21 protein-coding genes, 1 other RNA gene and 1 pseudogene are annotated in these 16,738 nt (G+C 47.5%); 3 read left to right on the forward strand and 20 right to left on the reverse strand.

Annotated elements, in window-relative coordinates:
* Window positions 1-2: 2 nt before the first annotated feature.
* From TPET_RS08310 to TPET_RS08330, 5 genes are all read right to left on the reverse strand, one after another.
* Entirely contained in the window at window positions 3-1,166 is a 1,164-nt protein-coding gene (locus tag TPET_RS08310) for a type II secretion system protein GspD (protein WP_011944041.1), read from the reverse strand.
* Window positions 1,163-2,794, reverse strand: coding sequence for a hypothetical protein (locus tag TPET_RS08315; RefSeq protein ID WP_011944042.1), 1,632 nt, complete (start codon window positions 2,792-2,794; stop codon window positions 1,163-1,165). The genes TPET_RS08310 and TPET_RS08315 overlap by 4 nt, the downstream gene beginning before the upstream one ends.
* A 63-nt stretch (window positions 2,795-2,857) precedes the next feature.
* Window positions 2,858-3,505 (reverse strand): hypothetical protein, encoded by a 648-nt coding sequence (locus TPET_RS08320; protein WP_011944043.1) that lies wholly within the window; start codon window positions 3,503-3,505, stop codon window positions 2,858-2,860.
* Window positions 3,506-3,560: 55 nt separating this feature from the next.
* Window positions 3,561-4,238 (reverse strand): hypothetical protein, encoded by a 678-nt coding sequence (locus TPET_RS08325; protein WP_011944044.1) that lies wholly within the window; start codon window positions 4,236-4,238, stop codon window positions 3,561-3,563.
* A 19-nt stretch (window positions 4,239-4,257) separates the two neighbouring features.
* A complete protein-coding gene (locus tag TPET_RS08330; protein ID WP_011944045.1) occupies window positions 4,258-5,199 on the reverse strand; it encodes a hypothetical protein in 942 nt (313 codons plus the stop codon).
* Window positions 5,200-5,328: 129 nt separating this feature from the next.
* On the opposite strand from TPET_RS08330, the gene TPET_RS08335 reads away from it, so the two are divergent.
* The 3 genes from TPET_RS08335 to TPET_RS08340 all read left to right on the forward strand — a co-directional run bounded on the left by TPET_RS08335 (window position 5,329) and on the right by TPET_RS08340 (window position 6,350).
* Window positions 5,329-5,598 carry a cupin domain-containing protein gene (locus TPET_RS08335; RefSeq protein WP_048810890.1) on the forward strand — a complete coding sequence of 90 codons (270 nt, stop codon included), beginning with the start codon at window positions 5,329-5,331 and terminating at the stop codon, window positions 5,596-5,598.
* 40 nt (window positions 5,599-5,638) lie between these two features.
* Window positions 5,639-5,904, forward strand: an RNA gene (gene ffs, locus TPET_RS09360) — signal recognition particle sRNA large type.
* Window positions 5,904-6,350, forward strand: a complete 447-nt coding sequence (locus TPET_RS08340; RefSeq protein WP_238374298.1) for a hypothetical protein — start codon at window positions 5,904-5,906, stop codon at window positions 6,348-6,350. Before ffs ends, TPET_RS08340 begins: the two co-directional genes overlap by 1 nt.
* Here TPET_RS08340 and TPET_RS08345 read toward each other — a convergent pair.
* From TPET_RS08345 to TPET_RS08415, 15 genes and pseudogenes are all read right to left on the reverse strand, one after another.
* Window positions 6,342-6,944 (reverse strand): Na(+)/H(+) antiporter subunit B, encoded by a 603-nt coding sequence (locus tag TPET_RS08345; RefSeq protein WP_011944048.1) that lies wholly within the window; start codon window positions 6,942-6,944, stop codon window positions 6,342-6,344. The genes TPET_RS08340 and TPET_RS08345 overlap by 9 nt on opposite strands.
* On the reverse strand, window positions 6,941-7,609 hold the full coding sequence (locus TPET_RS08350) for a Na(+)/H(+) antiporter subunit B (protein ID WP_011944049.1): 669 nt from the start codon (window positions 7,607-7,609) through the stop codon (window positions 6,941-6,943). The genes TPET_RS08345 and TPET_RS08350 overlap by 4 nt, the downstream gene beginning before the upstream one ends.
* The gene (locus tag TPET_RS08355; RefSeq protein ID WP_011944050.1) at window positions 7,606-7,842 is read right to left on the reverse strand and encodes a monovalent cation/H(+) antiporter subunit G; all 237 of its coding nucleotides are present in this window, start codon (window positions 7,840-7,842) and stop codon (window positions 7,606-7,608) included. The genes TPET_RS08350 and TPET_RS08355 overlap by 4 nt, the downstream gene beginning before the upstream one ends.
* Window positions 7,839-8,081, reverse strand: coding sequence for a hypothetical protein (locus TPET_RS08360; RefSeq protein WP_011944051.1), 243 nt, complete (start codon window positions 8,079-8,081; stop codon window positions 7,839-7,841). The genes TPET_RS08355 and TPET_RS08360 overlap by 4 nt, the downstream gene beginning before the upstream one ends.
* On the reverse strand, window positions 8,078-8,449 hold the full coding sequence (locus TPET_RS08365) for a Na+/H+ antiporter subunit E (protein ID WP_011944052.1): 372 nt from the start codon (window positions 8,447-8,449) through the stop codon (window positions 8,078-8,080). Before TPET_RS08365 ends, TPET_RS08360 begins: the two co-directional genes overlap by 4 nt.
* Complete coding sequence (locus tag TPET_RS08370) at window positions 8,428-9,786, reverse strand: cation:proton antiporter (protein ID WP_011944053.1); 1,359 nt, start codon at window positions 9,784-9,786, stop codon at window positions 8,428-8,430. Before TPET_RS08370 ends, TPET_RS08365 begins: the two co-directional genes overlap by 22 nt.
* Window positions 9,783-10,115, reverse strand: coding sequence for a sodium:proton antiporter (locus TPET_RS08375; RefSeq protein ID WP_011944054.1), 333 nt, complete (start codon window positions 10,113-10,115; stop codon window positions 9,783-9,785). Before TPET_RS08375 ends, TPET_RS08370 begins: the two co-directional genes overlap by 4 nt.
* Entirely contained in the window at window positions 10,100-11,053 is a 954-nt protein-coding gene (locus TPET_RS08380) for an elongator complex protein 3 (RefSeq protein ID WP_011944055.1), read from the reverse strand. The genes TPET_RS08375 and TPET_RS08380 overlap by 16 nt, the downstream gene beginning before the upstream one ends.
* Entirely contained in the window at window positions 11,050-11,772 is a 723-nt protein-coding gene (gene rnc, locus TPET_RS08385; RefSeq protein WP_011944056.1) for a ribonuclease III, read from the reverse strand. The genes TPET_RS08380 and rnc overlap by 4 nt, the downstream gene beginning before the upstream one ends.
* On the reverse strand, window positions 11,759-12,322 hold the full coding sequence (gene yfcE / locus TPET_RS08390) for a phosphodiesterase (RefSeq protein WP_011944057.1): 564 nt from the start codon (window positions 12,320-12,322) through the stop codon (window positions 11,759-11,761). Before yfcE ends, rnc begins: the two co-directional genes overlap by 14 nt.
* Window positions 12,323-12,324: 2 nt before the next feature.
* Window positions 12,325-13,425: an ABC transporter permease gene (locus TPET_RS08395; protein WP_011944058.1), complete on the reverse strand. Its 1,101-nt coding sequence runs from the start codon at window positions 13,423-13,425 to the stop codon at window positions 12,325-12,327.
* Window positions 13,418-14,011, reverse strand: coding sequence for a dTMP kinase (gene tmk / locus TPET_RS08400; RefSeq protein ID WP_011944059.1), 594 nt, complete (start codon window positions 14,009-14,011; stop codon window positions 13,418-13,420). The genes TPET_RS08395 and tmk overlap by 8 nt, the downstream gene beginning before the upstream one ends.
* Before the next feature lie 43 nt (window positions 14,012-14,054).
* Window positions 14,055-14,537, reverse strand: a pseudogene (locus TPET_RS09685) (CPBP family intramembrane glutamic endopeptidase); the annotation flags it as partial.
* Window positions 14,538-14,594: 57 nt separating this feature from the next.
* Window positions 14,595-15,536 (reverse strand): ornithine carbamoyltransferase, encoded by a 942-nt coding sequence (gene argF / locus TPET_RS08410; RefSeq protein ID WP_011944060.1) that lies wholly within the window; start codon window positions 15,534-15,536, stop codon window positions 14,595-14,597.
* 3 nt (window positions 15,537-15,539) lie between these two features.
* Entirely contained in the window at window positions 15,540-16,733 is a 1,194-nt protein-coding gene (locus TPET_RS08415) for an adenylosuccinate synthase (RefSeq protein WP_011944061.1), read from the reverse strand.
* Window positions 16,734-16,738: the final 5 nt, after the last annotated feature.

Consider the following 16,738-nt stretch of genomic DNA (forward strand, 5'->3'; position numbering starts at 1 on the left):
GATCACTCACTTCCCTGGATTTCCGCCTTGATGAATATGTAGAGTTCTTTTTGGGAATCTTTTTTCGTTGTACCACCGAAGAGGTATCGTATGAGTGGGATCTTGTTCAATATGGGCACACCGGAGCCGGTCTGGGCGCTGTCTTCGATGGTGGCACCGGAGATCACAACGGTCTGACCATTTTTCAGGAAAAGTGTTGTAGAGAGTTCGTTCTGTTTTACAGCGAATGTTCCGAGTTTCTCTCCTGCGAAGTGACTGACTTTTGGTGAGAGTGTAAGCTCGAGTTCTTCTTTGTCCATCACACGCGGTTGAATCTCGATGCTCACTCCAACGTCTATGGACTCGATTCTGCTCACCGCTCCTTCGGCCTCGAGGAGAACAACCTGTCTTTCCCCTAAGAAAAGAGAGGCCTTTTCTCCACTCTTCACGATGATCCAGGGATCGGCTGTGATCTTCGCTTTCTGATCTTCCTCGAGGAGTTTTAATTTTGCCAGAATTTGGCCAAAAACGTCTGTCTGAACATTGAGGATTCCTGTTACCAAACCGAGAGTAGCCGTCCAGTTCTCGTTGAATTCCTGCCCGGAACCGAAGGAATAATCTAAACTGTTCAATCCCAGTTCATTCGAATAATCTCTGGAAATTTCTGTGACGATCACACTGATCTTCACCTGTGGTATCGGGATGTCTATCTTTTTGAGATCTTCCTCGAATTCCCGTATGATCTCTTCAGGTGCTGTGATGGTTATCATGTTGTTCTTCTCGTTGAACCTGACGTAATTCCTGTAAACTGCTGGCAAGAGTTCCTGGGCATCGGCTGTGGTTATGTATTTCAACTTGTAGGTCCCTGTAACTGCAAGGTATCTGAAGGCGGGATTCGCTGGATCTGGTGATCCCACGAAGTAAAACCCGTCCATCTTTTTGAAAACATACCCTCCAGGCATGAGGATCATCTTCAGTGCCTGCTCTAAGGGTACTTCGTTGAGCTCCATAGTGATGAAGCCAGTCACAGTAGTGTCCGCTATGATTGGAATTCCTGTCTGTGCGGAGATGTCTGAGAGGGCATCCAGAATGTATGTATCCTGGAATATGTTGCTCACAAGAGGTTCCTCCTGCGTTATCACCACCACCGCTATCAATACGAATAAAACGAAACTGAGTTTTCTCATTCCCCATTCCTCCCTTCCATCTGGAAAGACTTTCTCAAAACGATCGGTGTCTTACCGTAGTCGCACCTTGCAAGCAGTTCGTACTGACTCTCTTCCAGCACAATGGGTATGAAAATGCTGAAGATCCTCTTCGTTCCTGGAAGAACAGGATTCGTTGACGAAATCTCTTCCTGAATGAGACTTTCCACTTTCTCTGGTATTATGAGACCTTCGTCCGTTACCTGCTGAGGCGTGATCCTGTTCAAACCGAAAGTGATCTTTGGCAGAAGATGATAGTTTCCTGTGTTCTCAAAAATGATGTCCGCATAAACACCATCTTCTTTCACGGTGTAAACCAGATCGGCGCTCGCTTCTATTGTGATGTCTTCATCCTTTCCGACAAACACAAGAAGATTCGCTCCTACTTCCGTCTTTAAACCCCCTTCTGTTTTAAAGATCACATCCGCATAATAACCCCCCGTGAAATTTTCTGGAACTCTCACGGCGACACGCACGTTTCTGGACTGTCCAGGTCTCAAACTGAAAGAAGACGGAGTGAGGTTGATCCAGTCGGGAGGAGTACCCCTTTCTTCTTCCGGAAGGATCTCCCCGTAGATGTCGTAAACCAGGGGTAGAATCTTTCCTTCCACCTGAAGGGTCTCTTCTCCCAGGTTCGATACTTTCACTATCGATGATCGGTATGATCCTGGAAGTGCCTTAATTTCGATGTCTACTGGATCAATTGTGATCATCACAGGATTTGCTTCCTTCTTCTCTTCTTCGGTTTCCACTTTTTCTGAACTCACTGTGAACGTGGTCTCTGCCACGATCGGTCTCCTTCCACCGTAATCGACAACGGCCCTCGCGATGTATTCTCCGGGAGGAAAGAATCTTCTTGTGATCGTTCTCATGTTGACCGTGCTGTCGGGGAGAACAACTCCTCTTCCCGCACCAAGTGGCATCTTCGCTATTGTTCGACCTTCTTTTGTTTTTATCGTGAGTGTACCTTTCGTGATTATGTGAACATTGCTCTTGTTCAAAACTCCAAGAGTGAATACCAGTGCTCCGTCTCCTATCTGTATCCTTATGGAAGGTATATCATCGGACCTTTCCACTTTGAAATAGGCGGGGAATGCCTCTATCCTCTTTCTCGTTCCGGAGACAACGATTTCTAAAAAACTCGCCATCCTGTATTTGAATTCGATCTCACCGTAGGCTCCCTCTTCGGTGGGCCTTTGTGTCTCTTGTGATTGAGGTGTCTGGATTTCAAAGGTAACGGCGCCGTAGAGTCCTCCAGAAACACCCCTTGGAACGTTCACCGTGACGATGACCGTTTTGGTTTCCTTGGGGGGAACGGTGATCGTATCGGGTTCCACCCTCACCCACCTTGCGATCGAATATTTTGTGCTTCCCGGCTGTTTCAGATCGTACGCTCCTTCCACTGTTTCGACTACATCCATAACCAGTGCCTTCAAAGTGATGGATTCGAATTCGCTGTCGTTCTCCAAGAAGATCTCGTAGCTGAAACTCGTTCCCGGGTTCACAGTTTTACTCACCACAATGGGATCCATTCGAATGGAAATACCCTGCGCAAGAAAAACAGCACTCATCAGAATCAGAACCATTAAACTTATCCTTCTCATCCCCATCACTCTCCCATAAAAAAATAAAAGGCGAGGGAAGAAGCCCCTCGCCTTCCTTTTTCAAAAGATTTATCTCTGGCTGTTCACGTATTCTTCGAGATCTTCCACGTAGTCTCCTTCGTCGTCTATCCAAGGTTTCTGGTTCTTGAGGGTGAGTATTATTATTCCAGAATCTCTGTAGGTGGATGCACTGTTGCATCTTTCAACGTGTATCCTGTTCCAGAGTTTGTAAGTCACACCATTGTGAAGGATTTGGCTGTCAGGTACCAGAAGACTGACATCATTCAGTTCAGGTGCTGGTGTCCAGATATTTTCTGGTATTGGAAGTTGTGGCCCAAACGCGTAGTCTACTTCGATCGTATCATCGATGCTCGTTCCCGTTGCGTACTTCAGGTGATCAAACCCGCTGAAGGTGATCTCAAGATCGCTGTTGCTTTGAAGTGTGGCTGAGATACAGTTGGCAACGTACGTTCCAGGTTTTCTCACGAACCAGGTCCATTTTGTTCCTGTAAGACTCCACTTCACCCACTGGGCAACCTGAACCTCGAGGGTCACAGGAATTTCCCACTGACGCTTGTTACAGTTACCGCTCTCTGGCATGTCTATGAATACCCTTGCGTTATCTGGATCTCCATTATAAGCGTAAACGTCTACGAATTCAGCGAAGAACATGGAACTCACTACCAAAGCCAGCATAATCAACAAAAGTCTTCTCATACCAATCCCCTCCTCAATTATCCTCGATAGAGTTCATTACTTATCATTGTCTTTCCTATCTTTCATTGGTCACGTAATTTTCAAGATCTTCCACATAGTTTCCTTCCTCGTCGATCCACGGCTTTTGATTCTGGAGTGTCAGGTAGATGTACCCGGTGTCTCTGTAGGTGGACGCGCTGTTGCATTCAACCACATTGATTCTGTTCCAGAGGTAGAAAGTCAATCCATTGTGGAGGTCCTCGCTATCGACCAGTGTGTAGGAAAGATCGTTGACATTTGGTGCCCTCACCCAGCTATCCTGATCTGGCATACCTCCTGTTGTCATCACTGCGTAATACGCTTCGATTTCTGGATTGACACTGCTTGTTCCTGTGTAGGTTGGATCGTCGAAGCCACTGAAGCTCACAAGAACATCACCGTTGCTTGCTACTGTTCCTGTAACAGAGTTCGCGTAGTAATCCCCGGGTTTTCTCACAAACCATGTCCACTTCGTCGCGCTCAAACTCCATTCGAGCCACTGGGCGACTTGAACTTCTGTTGTAAATTGAATCTGCCATTCAGGTTTGTTACAGGACCCATCGGTTGGGAACGCGCTGAACGCCCTTGCCAGGTCGTTTGTTGCTGGTAGACTGATGTACTCACCATCCACGTACTGCCAGACTTCAAGTATTGACTGTGCCAGTGCAAATGTGAACAAAACTCCCATCAAAACTAACCAGAGTAACTTTCTCATAAAAATCCCCTCCTTCTACTCACCTTTCTGGTGAGGTATCGATGTACAGTTTAGAATTGCTGATGGTGAAGGTTATAACGCCCGTGCTGGTGTAGGTGTCCGCTGACAGACTCTTTGGAACGTTGATTTTTTGCCACAGAGAAAAGCTGTCTTCCAGAAAACTGAGGTCGTCGAACCACTCTGTGGGAATCTCGTCACCATAGGCCACTTTCAAATCCACATCGGTTGACTCATTTGAGGGATCGGGAAGATTCACGTAGATCGAAAGATGCGTGTTCGCTTCAACTTCGAGCACCTTCACAACGTACACACCCGGTTTCTTCACAAACCAGGTGACCTTTGTACCGCTCAGGTGGATCTTCACGCACCGCGAAAGCCTTCCTCCCCATGCGGTTTCTTCTCTTCCACTGCTGCTACTCACAACTCCATGAAGAAGAATGTAGTATTTGTTGTTCAGCCTTTTCAACCCGGTGAAACTGTTTTGGAAAAGAAAGGAGAGAGGAACCTTAAAGATGTAGATGTTCACGGGTGAGTCAAACTCTTCCTTGAACGGAAACTGACCCGGCGCCTGATTCCCCTCGGGCTCTTCGGAGAGAACGTTGAGGTGTGTTTCTTCCAGATTCCACTCATCGCTGATATCCACTCTGACGTAGAGATATTCTGAATCGTTCCAGACGGTGACGGTTCCCACCACCGTGTCCTGACCTGCCCAGAAGCTGAAAAGTTTCTCCCCATCTCCCAGCTCGTATTCCATGTAGTAGTACCATTGACCCTTCCCACGATAGGAGTTCATTTCAACAACGCTCCCTGTGGTTTGTCTCTGAGCAGGTGGGAGGACAAACACATCTTCCTTGATTTCTTTTTCCCACCTCCCGAGTTCTTTGTTGTATTTATAGATCGTCGTGGAAAAAGAAAGAACGAAAAGAAAAACAATGAAAACCCCCAATCCCCATCTTCTCACGGTACCGCCTCCTACGCTTCAAACTCTATTCGAACGAATGAAACAGGGTTGAAATTGAAAGAAATTTTCAATGAGTGTTCAATGAAAAAACAATAAAAACTGGTAGACTTCTAACGGGAGGTGAGAGGCGTGGAAATGAAGATAGAAAAGCCCACACCCGAGAAACTCAAGGAACTCAGCGTTGAGAAATGGCCCATCTGGGAAAAAGAGGTCAGCGAGTTCGATTGGTACTACGATACGAACGAGACCTGCTACATACTGGAAGGCAAGGTGGAAGTCACAACAGAGGATGGAAAAAAGTACGTCATAGAGAAAGGTGATCTCGTCACCTTTCCGAAAGGTTTGAGGTGCAGGTGGAAGGTTTTAGAGCCGGTCAGAAAGCACTACAACCTCTTCTGAACTTGAAACCTTCTGGAAAGTGTTGTAGAATACTGATGCACCACGCTAGGCGGGGGGCTGGCGGTCCCCTGTACCCGAAATCCGCCGTACGCGGGGCCGAATTCCCACCCGAGGCTCTTCGGGTCGGGAAACGGCGTGACTCGGGGGCGATGAAGACCGGGTCCCACGCAACGGAACCCTGTGAACCTGGTCAGGCCCGGGAGGGAGCAGCCATAAGCAGGTGTTTCCGTGTGCCGTGGGGGAGCCCGGTTGGAGCCTTCCGATCATGCACGCCCCGGTCCGGAGAAGTCGACGGTGGGTGCGTGGTGCATTTTTCTTCTGGTTACTCCCTCGTTGAAACGTTGGCCCTCATGTTCTGCATTTGCATGGTTGTGATGATAGGTCTTTTTTCACTTTCTCTCGCTATGAAGACACGTGCCCGCCTCGTTTACGACATCGATCTTCTGACTGACGAATTCTACGCAGTGGATTTTATGAGACACGAATACGAGGTGAAAGCCGCGGCGTCTCCCTCTGTTTCTGTCACATCGAACAGGTTGAGTTTTAACGCGGATTACGATAAGAAAACTGGTACGATCTCTTACCTTGTAATATTCAAGGACGGTCTGTACAAGATTGTTCGTTTCGGTCTGAGTGGAGAGGGGAACAACTATCTGATAGAAACAAAAAAGAAAATTCACTTTTCACGGGAAGGGAAGGTATTCTCCGTGACGATAGGGGACACTATCTACGACCTTGGGATCTCAGAGTAGACCCCTGTGTTTTATGAAGTAGTACACGATGATCCAGCTACCCAGCATCACTTTCAAGTACACCACCATGTTCGCTGGAACTATGAGGTTTCTTCCCGGGAGTATCAGAACAACGAGGAAAAGAAAAACGATCATGATGAACTTCTCCAGGAAGTAGGCTCGTGTTCTCTCGAACTTCCTCTCGAAGTTTTCAAAATCTTCCACCATGGCTATCAGAGCGAGCGCCGTTCCGCCCGCGACTCCAGCAGAGAACCCACCACCCGGGCTCACATGACCTTCGAGCGCGAGGTACAGCGATCCCACGAGGAGAAAGAACGCTATGAATCTGGCAAAGATCCTGATCGTGACGTCCGATATGCCTTTTATCTCCTCCGGAGTGGGAAGGTAGGCCATGTGGAGGGAGACTCCGAACACCGCGAGCGAGAAGACAAGAACCTCGAAGACCGTATCGTACACCCTGTTCAGAAGGTAGATCTGGGTGATGGGATTTTTAACCACTGGGTTTTCAAAGTTCACCTGAACTTTCTCAAAACTTCCGTTCAACAGGACAACAAAACAAAAAACAACGAAGATGGTGATCCACACCCATCTCATCCGATCTCCTCCCCGAAGTATTTCTTTTTCAATTCTTCTACAAACTCCTTTTCGGTTCTGAGAAATTCTCTGAATCTCATTCTCAACTCCTCGTCCGCGAAAAGAATGTGGTAACTCCCATCTTTTTGGAAAACGTGATTCAATTGCTCGCCTCTGTACACCCTCTCCGTGTACCTCAGCAGATCGAGTCTTTCATCCTCAAGGTAGAAGATCTTTGTTTCCAGATAGCCTTTTTTGTCCTCACTGAACACCCCGCCACAGGCAACATCCACCTTTCCATCGTTCAAAGCCTCAAGAAGGTCTTCCAGAGAGGAAAACTCGACGAACTCTGATCTGTAGTCATACTTCTCACAGAACCTCTTCAGAAGTTCGTATTCGAAACCCATGAACGCCTCTCCCAATTTCTCAAACAGGAGCCTGACAGTTGTGAATCCGATCTTCACTCGATCCCTTGACTTTAGAGCGATCAGATAAACGAGGGTGGTGAGAAGCGCTCCAAGGAGGGCCTCCGCGATGGCCACGTCGGGAGAAGAAAAGAGTGTGTACAGAAGAACCGCCAGAACGCTCAAGGCCGTTCTTCCAATGACTGCGTTCAGTCTTATCGGAGTGAAGATCGTGTACAGAGAGACAGAGACCATCAGAATCAGTACCAGATTTTCTATCAAGATGATCCCTCCGTGTACATACGTGCTATAACGTGTGAAACGAAAGGTCCCCATACGAGAAGGAGTATCACCATGAGAATCGTTCTCGAAACGTCTTCCCAGAAGTTGAGTACGATGAAAAGGGAACCCACCGTGTCTGAGATTCCTATGAGGTGGATCTTCAGAAAGAAGTCTTTTTTCAAAAGCGAAAGGAGAGTGCCGAGGAACATCAAAACTACACCGATGTAGATCATCCTCTGTCCCTCCTCAGAAAGTAAGAGAACAGAATAATTCCGCTTCCGCCGGCGAGCAGATAGAACACCGCGACGTCCCTTGCCTGAGACAGTCCCGGAACGAGATACGAAAGAGCGTAGATCAAAACACCAACCTTCGTCGAAAGCGAGGAAATCCCCAGGAGTTTTTCCCATTGGTTTTTCCCCAAGAGCACCTGAAGAACGCTCAAGATTAACGGAGAAACAAGAAACCATCTCATTTTTTTCTCTCCCCCACCTGATGGACTACCATGTAACCTTCTTCTGAGACGATCACCAGTGTTTTTGGAGTGAGTGTGATGGTGAGTGTTTTTTCGAGCTCTTCCCACTCGTCTTTCACCGCAACCTCGTAAGCCCTTTTAGCCCCGTTGTGGAAAATCAAAACCAGAATCGATTCAAAAACCGCTTTTGGAACGTTGTAGAAGAGTTTCAACACAAGAACGGGAAACTTCTCAAAGTGTACAGGCCTTGTGAAGATGTACGTGACAACACTCATCAAGACTCCAAGTACGATTGTTGTCAGAGTCGCTTTCTGAGACAAAACTATGAAGAAAACGGTTCCTGTTATCACAGCGACAAGAGAAGACAAGCCACCACCCCCAAAAGATAGACCCCGAGCATGGACTCGAAGTCTTCAAGCGGATACTTTTCTATCCTCACGTTCTTGAAGAGAAAGTAAACCAGGAGTCCCGCACCTGTTAAGAAGAAGCTTTCAAGAGCTTTTCCCCAGCTAGCAAAATAAAGTCCTATCGTCAGAGAAGTGGCGAATAGAACAGGATTATACATCCCTGGTAGTTTCTTTTTGAATTCGAAAGGCTTCAAGAGGAACTTCCAGAAGGAAGCGGCGGTTCCAACAAAGGCGAGTTTCATCAGCATCTTCTCCCATCCATGAAGCTGTTCGAGAACCAGATTCTTCGAAAAACCCGCAAGGCCTGGAAGTCCCATGATCGAAAGACTTGCCATCGAAAGAGACAGCCACGTCCAGAAATCGAGTTTTTTCCACTTAGTTACATCTCTTTCCGGGAGATCATCTTTCAGAAGAAAAAGCCAGGCTTTGGAAATTCCATGTGAGAGAGCGTAAACTGGAGCTGTGGCCGGTGACACGAGGACTATCCCTATCTGTGAAAGAGTACTGTAGGCAAGAATTCTCTTGTAATCCTTCGAAAGAAAGGCGAACAGAACACCCGAGAGCGCCGAAAAGATGGCAAAGATCTTCACCACATCCCAGTTCACCACGTGTTCCAACCGAACAAGTGCGTATACAGCACTCTTCACAACAACACCGGATAGAACCGCTGAAACGGGTGTTTCTGCCTCTGAATGAACCTGAGGGAGCCACATACTGAAAAGAAACACACCAGCTCTCAGGAGAAGACCGGTCGCGACGAGAGTGGAGGCAAATGAGTTCACCTTTGAAATGTCTGAGATCGAGAGTGTACCGTTTTCCGCGTATAAAACACCGATTCCTATCAGGTACAAATTCATACCCACGGTACCCAATATCAGATACTTGAAGGCGGACCAGTACTGAATCTTCTTTTTTCCCTCCACGACGAGAAGGAAAGTGATGAGGGATACCACCTCAACCGTGACGTATATGTTGAAAAGATCGTAACTCACGAACGCTAAGTTCAGCGTTCCAAGGAGTATCAGCATGAGATTCGAGAGGCTGTAGCTCATGTTCTTTGTGAAGACTGCTAGAAAAACAACGGCCGTGAGGATGAGAAAGAAATATGATGTCTGATCTAACAGAAGGTGGACACCGAAGTTTCCTGTCAAAACAAGATCGAAACGATATCCAAAAATCACCATCGTGACTATGAAAAGAAAATTCACCAACACTATCCACCCGGGAGTTTTCATCTTTAAGAAAAGAAAGATGATCCCGAGCGATATGATGAGGAAATTGTAAACGAGAAAGATCACTCTTTCTTTCCCCCTTCTCTGTCGAGTCTGTCGGAAGAGACCGAAGAGTACTTGGAAGCGATCACACTGGCAATGGTGACAAGAAGCGCCACAGTGGCGAATCCTATCACTATCGAGGTGATGATCAGAGCCTGTGGGACAGGGTCGGCTGAGTTCTGCTGAAACGGTATCGGAACGGCTTCTCCCTGCCTTCTGGAGATGAGGACAAAGAAGCTGACAACACCCGTTCCCATGATATCGAGCGAGATGATTTTCTTTATCAGATCCCTGTTGATCAGAACTCCTAAGAGTCCTATAAGGACAAGAACAAGAGTCAACCGTTCAGCCACTTTTCGACCACCTCTTTTCCGATGAAAAAGAGAGCCTCCGTGTAAGAAAGATCACCGAACCTGAATTCATCTTCCACCTCTACTTCTGTACCTTTGAACCAGGCGATGTAATTCTCCGGGACGACGATTCTCGATGGTTTCAACTTTTCAATCACCTTCTTCATCGTTTTCTTTCTCACTCTGTCACCGAGAGATGGATCGAAAGGACCTGCGACCACGTACTTTCTCAACTCAACAGGAACATGATATCCTATTCTGATCACTTTTGTTCCCCAGCCCTCAAGGATGCAGACGAGATCAGAGCAGATATCTACTGCTTCTTCGACGTCCAAAGGTGTGTATCCCTTCTCTTTCATCATTCTGTGGAGTTCTGTTCCTTCAAAAACGAGTGTTGGGTGTATTCGCACCATATCTGCTCCACATTCCACGGTTCTCAGCGCGGACAGAATTTCTCCCCTTCGATCACTTCCTGGAAGCCCTACCATCAGATGAACACTGAGGACAAATCCGTTCTTTTTGATGAGTTTGCAAGCTCTCTCAGCTTCTTTGGAGGTGTACCCTCTCTTCGATTTCTCAAGCACTTCATCCAAGAAAGACTGAACTCCTACTTCGATCACGTTCACACCGTATTTTTTCAGAATCTTCAGTTTTCTTTCGTTTATCTCGTCCGGACGCGTTGAGACTCTGATCGACTTCACCACGGGAAATCCCTTCACAAATCTCAGATACTCTTCCATCTGTTCTTCTGAGAGACCAGTGAACGTTCCTCCGTAGAATCCCAGTTCGTATTCATTCGACGTTCTGGAGTACTCTTCTATAATTCGTGCGATATCATCAAGAGATGGGACTTTCGTCTGTCCCGTGGCTTTTATCTGATCGCAGAAGACGCACCTTCTCTTACAACCCGCGTACGGCAGAAAAACAGGTATTATCTTCATGATCTCTCCTTCAAAAGCTTTTCGTAGGCGATTCTTGCGGCCTCCTTTTCGGCTTCCTTCTTGGTTCTGCCTCTGCCCATGGCGATAGACTTTCCATCTACTCTCACTTCCACAACGAAAATCCTGTCACCGTCGTTTTTTTCCGTTCTCACCAGTACGTATTCCGGAGGCACTTTGTGTTCGCTCTGGACTATTTCCTGGAGAGCCGTTTTGTAGTCGAAGAGCATTTCACCCCTCATGATCTTTTCTATGTAGAGCTCAAATTCCTCTTCAAAGAGCTCCTTTATCTTATGATAGCCTTGATCGAGGTATATGGCGGCCAGAAGCGCTTCAAACGCGTCGGCAAGTATGGAATCTCTATCACGTCCTCCGGTTTTTTCCTCTCCTTTTCCGAGAAACAGAAATTTACCAAGGTTCAGCTCCCTGGAAACCATAGCGAGCACTTCCTCACTCGCCGCGGCGGATTTCGCTCGGGCCAGGTCTCCCACTTCCGCTTCCGGATATTTCTTGTAGAGTATTTCACACACGAAGAGCTCCAGAACGGCGTCCCCCAGAAACTCCAGCTTTTCGTTCGATTCCACGTCTTTCCTCCCCGCTTGATTCTGCTCGTTCGCGTAAGAACTGTGGCATAGAGCCCGAAAGAGAAGTTCTTCGTTCTTGAAGTTGATTCCTGTTTTTTTCTGAAACTCCTCCACGATCTTTCTCTCACTCTCGTTCAATGAGTATCACCTCTTTCAAAACCTTACCCTCCAGCGAACAGAGGTAGAATTTTTCCTCATCCGTATCGATGATACCAAAGGTCGGACCAGTCTCAGATTTTGGAAGAGAAACCGATCCCGGATTCAAAAGTAACACCCCTCCACATCTTTCTGCCATTGGGATATGAGTGTGACCGAAAAGAACCACGTTGCATCTATGTACCTGTGCCAGGCTCACAGGATCTCCTCCTCCGTATTCGAACTGATCACCATGAACAAGGAGCATCTTCACATCTCCCAGGAATTCCATTCCGATTCTGGGCATCTCCGGAACTTCCAGAACCCTCACGTCCACATCCGCATCACAGTTTCCGCGTATGTATTTCACGCGGTGTCTTTTCAAGAGTGATGCGAGTTCCTTTGGACTGTACCCCTCGGGAAGAGGATTCCTGGGACCGTGGTAGAGAACATCACCAAGATGCCAGATTTCATCGAAACTTCCCGCACTCTCCAAAGCCTTCTCTGTGTGCGACAGTGAACCGTGTGTATCCGAGATCACAAGAATCCTCAAAGTCAACCCCTCCTGATAACGAACTTTCCCGATAGAACGGAAATAGAAAACAAAACGGTTGTCCAGAGCAAAACAACAAAAATCGAGCGATTATCGACGGTGTGTTCCAGTTGATACACCCTGAGGGCGTACATGGTTCTGAACACTGGAGTTGACATAGCGATTCTTCGAAGGATATCTGGCAAATTGCTTATTGGAATGGCGAACCCGCTTGAGAACAGGGATATTCCTATCACAGAAACACCCAGTATGTTTGCAAGACTCTTGTCGGGAGAAATGGAAGAAACCAGAAAACCCACAGACGTGTGAAGAAGAGCATTGAGAAGAATGAGTACAGATGTAACGAAGAAACCCAGACTGTCTCCAATCAATATCGCCGTCAGGGTGTAGGCTATGAAAGAAACGGAGGCTCCGATAAAGGTGTAGGCAAGAATCTTTCCACAGGCGTATTTCCATGCCGGAAGGTTGTACACGAGGAACATCTCGTGCAGGTTCTTCTCTCTGTCGAGGAAGGTGGAAACACTCGCCAGTGATACGGTTATCAAAATCGCCGTGAAAAAGACAACGAACGGAGAGATGAGATCGGAAAACCTGAGTTCTGAATTTTTCAATGTCAATCTGGGCACAGGATAATCGGACTCCGTGAATATGTACCGGAGCACCTTGGGATCAAAGAAAGCACTCCCCTGGAAATCTGCCAGAACGGAATCGAGAACGTTGTATATCGCAGCGGAGAGGTGAAGATCGATTGGACTCGGGATGAAGATCATCTGGGTTGGCTGTTTGGAATACAGTTTTGCCGCGAAGCCCTTTGGAATCACTATGACCGCGTTCAGCTTTCCTTCCTTCAGAAGTTCCTCGTAGTTTTGATCGACTTTCACTATGTTTTCCTGCCTCAGGATGGTTCCAACGAATCTCATGACAAGGGAAGACCAAATACTGTTGTCTTCGTTGTATATTCCGAGCTTCATCGTTTGAAGGTTGTATCCCTGCATGAAGAGAAGAGAGATCAACACAACCAGAACGGGTGAGGCGATGATCATCATCAGTGAAGATCTTTTCTTCAAAATCCTCTTCAGTTCCACGACGGTTATCCTAAACATCGAGTTTCCACCTTCTTTCAACTTCCCTCACCACGTCTCTGTGGATTTCCTCTATGGAGCGTTTTCCATCCAGCACCACGATTCTTTCGGGATGCTCTTTGGCAAGCACAAGGTAGCCTTCCCTCACACGTTCGAGGAACTCTCTTTTTTCAAAGCGATTGAGTTCTCCTTTTCTATTGAGGGCCGTTTCGACGTCCACGTCTATGTAGAAGGTCAGGTCAGGAACCAGACTATCCGTGGCAAAGTCGTTCAGCTTCTCCACGATTTCTTTTCCCAGATTTCTTCCAAAACCCTGGTATGCAACACTGGAGTCTGTGTATCTGTCGAGAAGAACGACGTATCCTTCGGAAAGGTACCGTTTTATTTCCATCACAAGAAGGTTTCTTGAAGCGAGAAACAGGAAGAGCTCAGCTTTGGGAGTCATTTCTTCCTTCAGAAGAAGCTTCCTGATCTTCTCCCCCGTTTCCGTTCCGCCCGGCTCCCTCTTCAGGATCACTCTCTTTCCTCTCTTCTCCAGGTATCGAGCCAGAAGCTTGATCTGTGTGCTCTTCCCAGATCCGTCTATTCCTTCGAACGTTATGAACATTCCTTCCCCTCCTGGTCATAAGGATGAAGGCAATGAGATTGTTGGAGATGTGATACAGAACAGCGGGAAACAGAGATCCACTGACAGACGCACTGTGGGCGAATATGAGCGCAACGACAAATCTGTAAATGAGGTTCGCAAAGGAAAATCTTTCAAAGCCCACAATCACGTTGAAGAGGTGAAGGAGAGAAAAAACGAGAGCGTTGGTCCATATGTCGTTTCCGTTCAGTTTCAAAAAAACTCCCCTGAAGAACAACTCCTCCGAGAAGGGAGACAGAAACACCACCGAAACCATCACGATGAACCGGTTCATGAAAGGTGGAAATCGAGCTTCGCTACTTCCTAAGAAAAACACGTTCAAGAAGAGGAGAATCAGGAACCAGTGTAGATCGGCGAAACTTATTCTGAACGATGGAACGTATCGGAAAGCCACACACACCGTCACAGCACCGGCGAGTCCCAGCAGGGACTGATAAAAGATCGCCTTCTCGAATCGGCGAATCCTGAAGAGATTTATCGAAAACATGAACGCGAGATACAAAGCAAGGGCTATTATCGAGTAGAGAACGCTCACGGCTTCACCTCACAACAGCGTTGCTATCATAACTGCCTTTATGGTGTGCTTTCTGTTCTCCGCCTCGTCCCAGACCCTGCTCTGTTTTCCTTCGATCACTTCGTAGGTGACTTCCTGACCTTTCACCGCCGGAAGACAATGCATGAAGATCGTTTCTGGTTTACCTGTCATCTCCATCACTCTTTTATTCACCTGATAAGGCTTCAAAAGGGATATTCTCTCCTTTTCTTTGTCTTCTTCCCCCATGGATGCCCACACGTCCGTGTAAACGACATCGGCACCTGCGAGTGCCTCTTCCAAATTTGATGTGAAAGAAACGCTTGCACTGGTTTCCCTCGCTATCTCCTGACACCTTTCGAATATGTCAGGTCTGGGCTTGAGTTCTTCGGGACCACACGCTACAAAATTCATGCCCATCTTCGCACAGGCGATCATGAGGGAGGTCGCAACGTTGTTTCTGGTGTCCCCCATGAAAACAACCTTTACACCCTTCAATCTGCCGAAATTCTCCTCTATGGTCATCAGGTCGGCGAGCGCCTGTGTCGGGTGAAAGTCGTCGGTGAGTCCGTTGTACACGGGAACACCGGAGTACTCAGCCAGCTTTTCCACAGTTTCCTGTTTGTAGCCCCTGAACATGATGGCGTCCACCATTCTTCCAAGAACGCGCGCGGTATCCTCGAGTGATTCTTTCGTTCCAAGGTGTATGTCGTTCGGTGAGAGAAAGATCGCATGTCCCCCTTCTTCCGCAAAAGCGGTTTCAAAGGCGAGTCTCGTTCTTGTCGATCTCTTCTCGAAGATCATGGCGAGTGTCATCCCTTTGAACCTTTCGGTTCTCAGTCTGGACCTGCTCTCCATCTTCACCTGCTTTGAGATATCGAGCAGGTATCTGATCTCTTCAGAAGAAAAATCAAGAAGAGTGAGAAGAGATCTCCCTTTCATGTTCACAGACACACTTCACACCTCCACTATATCTTCGAGTTTTTCACCCGTGGATATGTACTTTACCGGTCTTCCTGTCTCTCTTTCTATGAAATCAACAAAGCGCTCGAAGTTCTTGTCTTCCAGAGATTTCCAGCCATCGAAGATTTCGTAGATGGGTTCTTTCTTTTCCAGATCTCTGAGTGAAGCGAGATCTCTCCCATCGGAGTAGCGCACACAGACCTTGATCTTTTCAAAACCGTTCAGTACATCTGCTTTGGTCATGATCAGAGAATCGACCCCGGCGATCTCAATGGCGTACCTGAGAAGTGGCAGATCGAGCCAGCCGCATCTTCTTGGCCGACCGGTCGTGGAACCGTATTCGTGCCCCGCTTTTCTCAACTTCTCTCCTTCTTCTCCTGTGAGTTCTGTCGGGAAAGGACCTTCTCCAACTCGTGTTGTGTACGCCTTGAAGACGCCTAAAACCTCATCTACTTCCATAGGAAAGCCCATTCCCGCACTCACACCCGAGGAGGAACAGTTCATACTCGTGACATACGGGTACGTTCCCACGTCCAGGTCCAGAAGGACCCCCTGTGTTCCTTCGAAGAGAACGCTCTTCTTTTCGAGGATCTTTTTCAACTGGATCGGTGATACGACGAAGTCTTTTATCGTCTCATAGAAGGCGGAAAGATCCTCCATCATTTTTTCTGTGTCGAAATCCACCCCGTAGATCTTCTTCAAAGAGAGGTTCTTTTCGAGGAAATATCTGAGTTTTTCTTCGTTGCCGAGCTCCGCGACTCTCACGTTCACCCTCATAACCCTGTCGGCACAGGCGGGACCTATCCCTCTCTTTGTGGTGCCTATCTTCAACACTTCGTCTATTATCCTGTCCATTTCTTTGTGCACTGGAAGAACTACGTGAGCACTTTCGGAGATGAAGATTTCACCCGAATAATCGGGAAATTTCTCTTTCAATTCCCTCAGTTCTTCTGTCAGCACCTGAGGATCCAAAAGCACTCCGCTTCCTATAGCGATTCCTTTGTTTTTCGTGAAGTCGGCCGAGGGAAGGAGGTGGTGTATCACCTTGAAATCTCCGTAATTCACGGTGTGCCCGGCATTCGCTCCACCTGAGAATCTCGCCACGATATCGTGGTATCTGGAAAGATAAGTTACCACCTTGCCTTTTCCTTCGTCTCCCCATTGAAGTCCAACCACAACACGGTTCATTCGCT

This window comes from Thermotoga petrophila RKU-1, from assembly GCF_000016785.1.
Classification (GTDB): Bacteria; Thermotogota; Thermotogae; order Thermotogales; family Thermotogaceae; genus Thermotoga; species Thermotoga petrophila.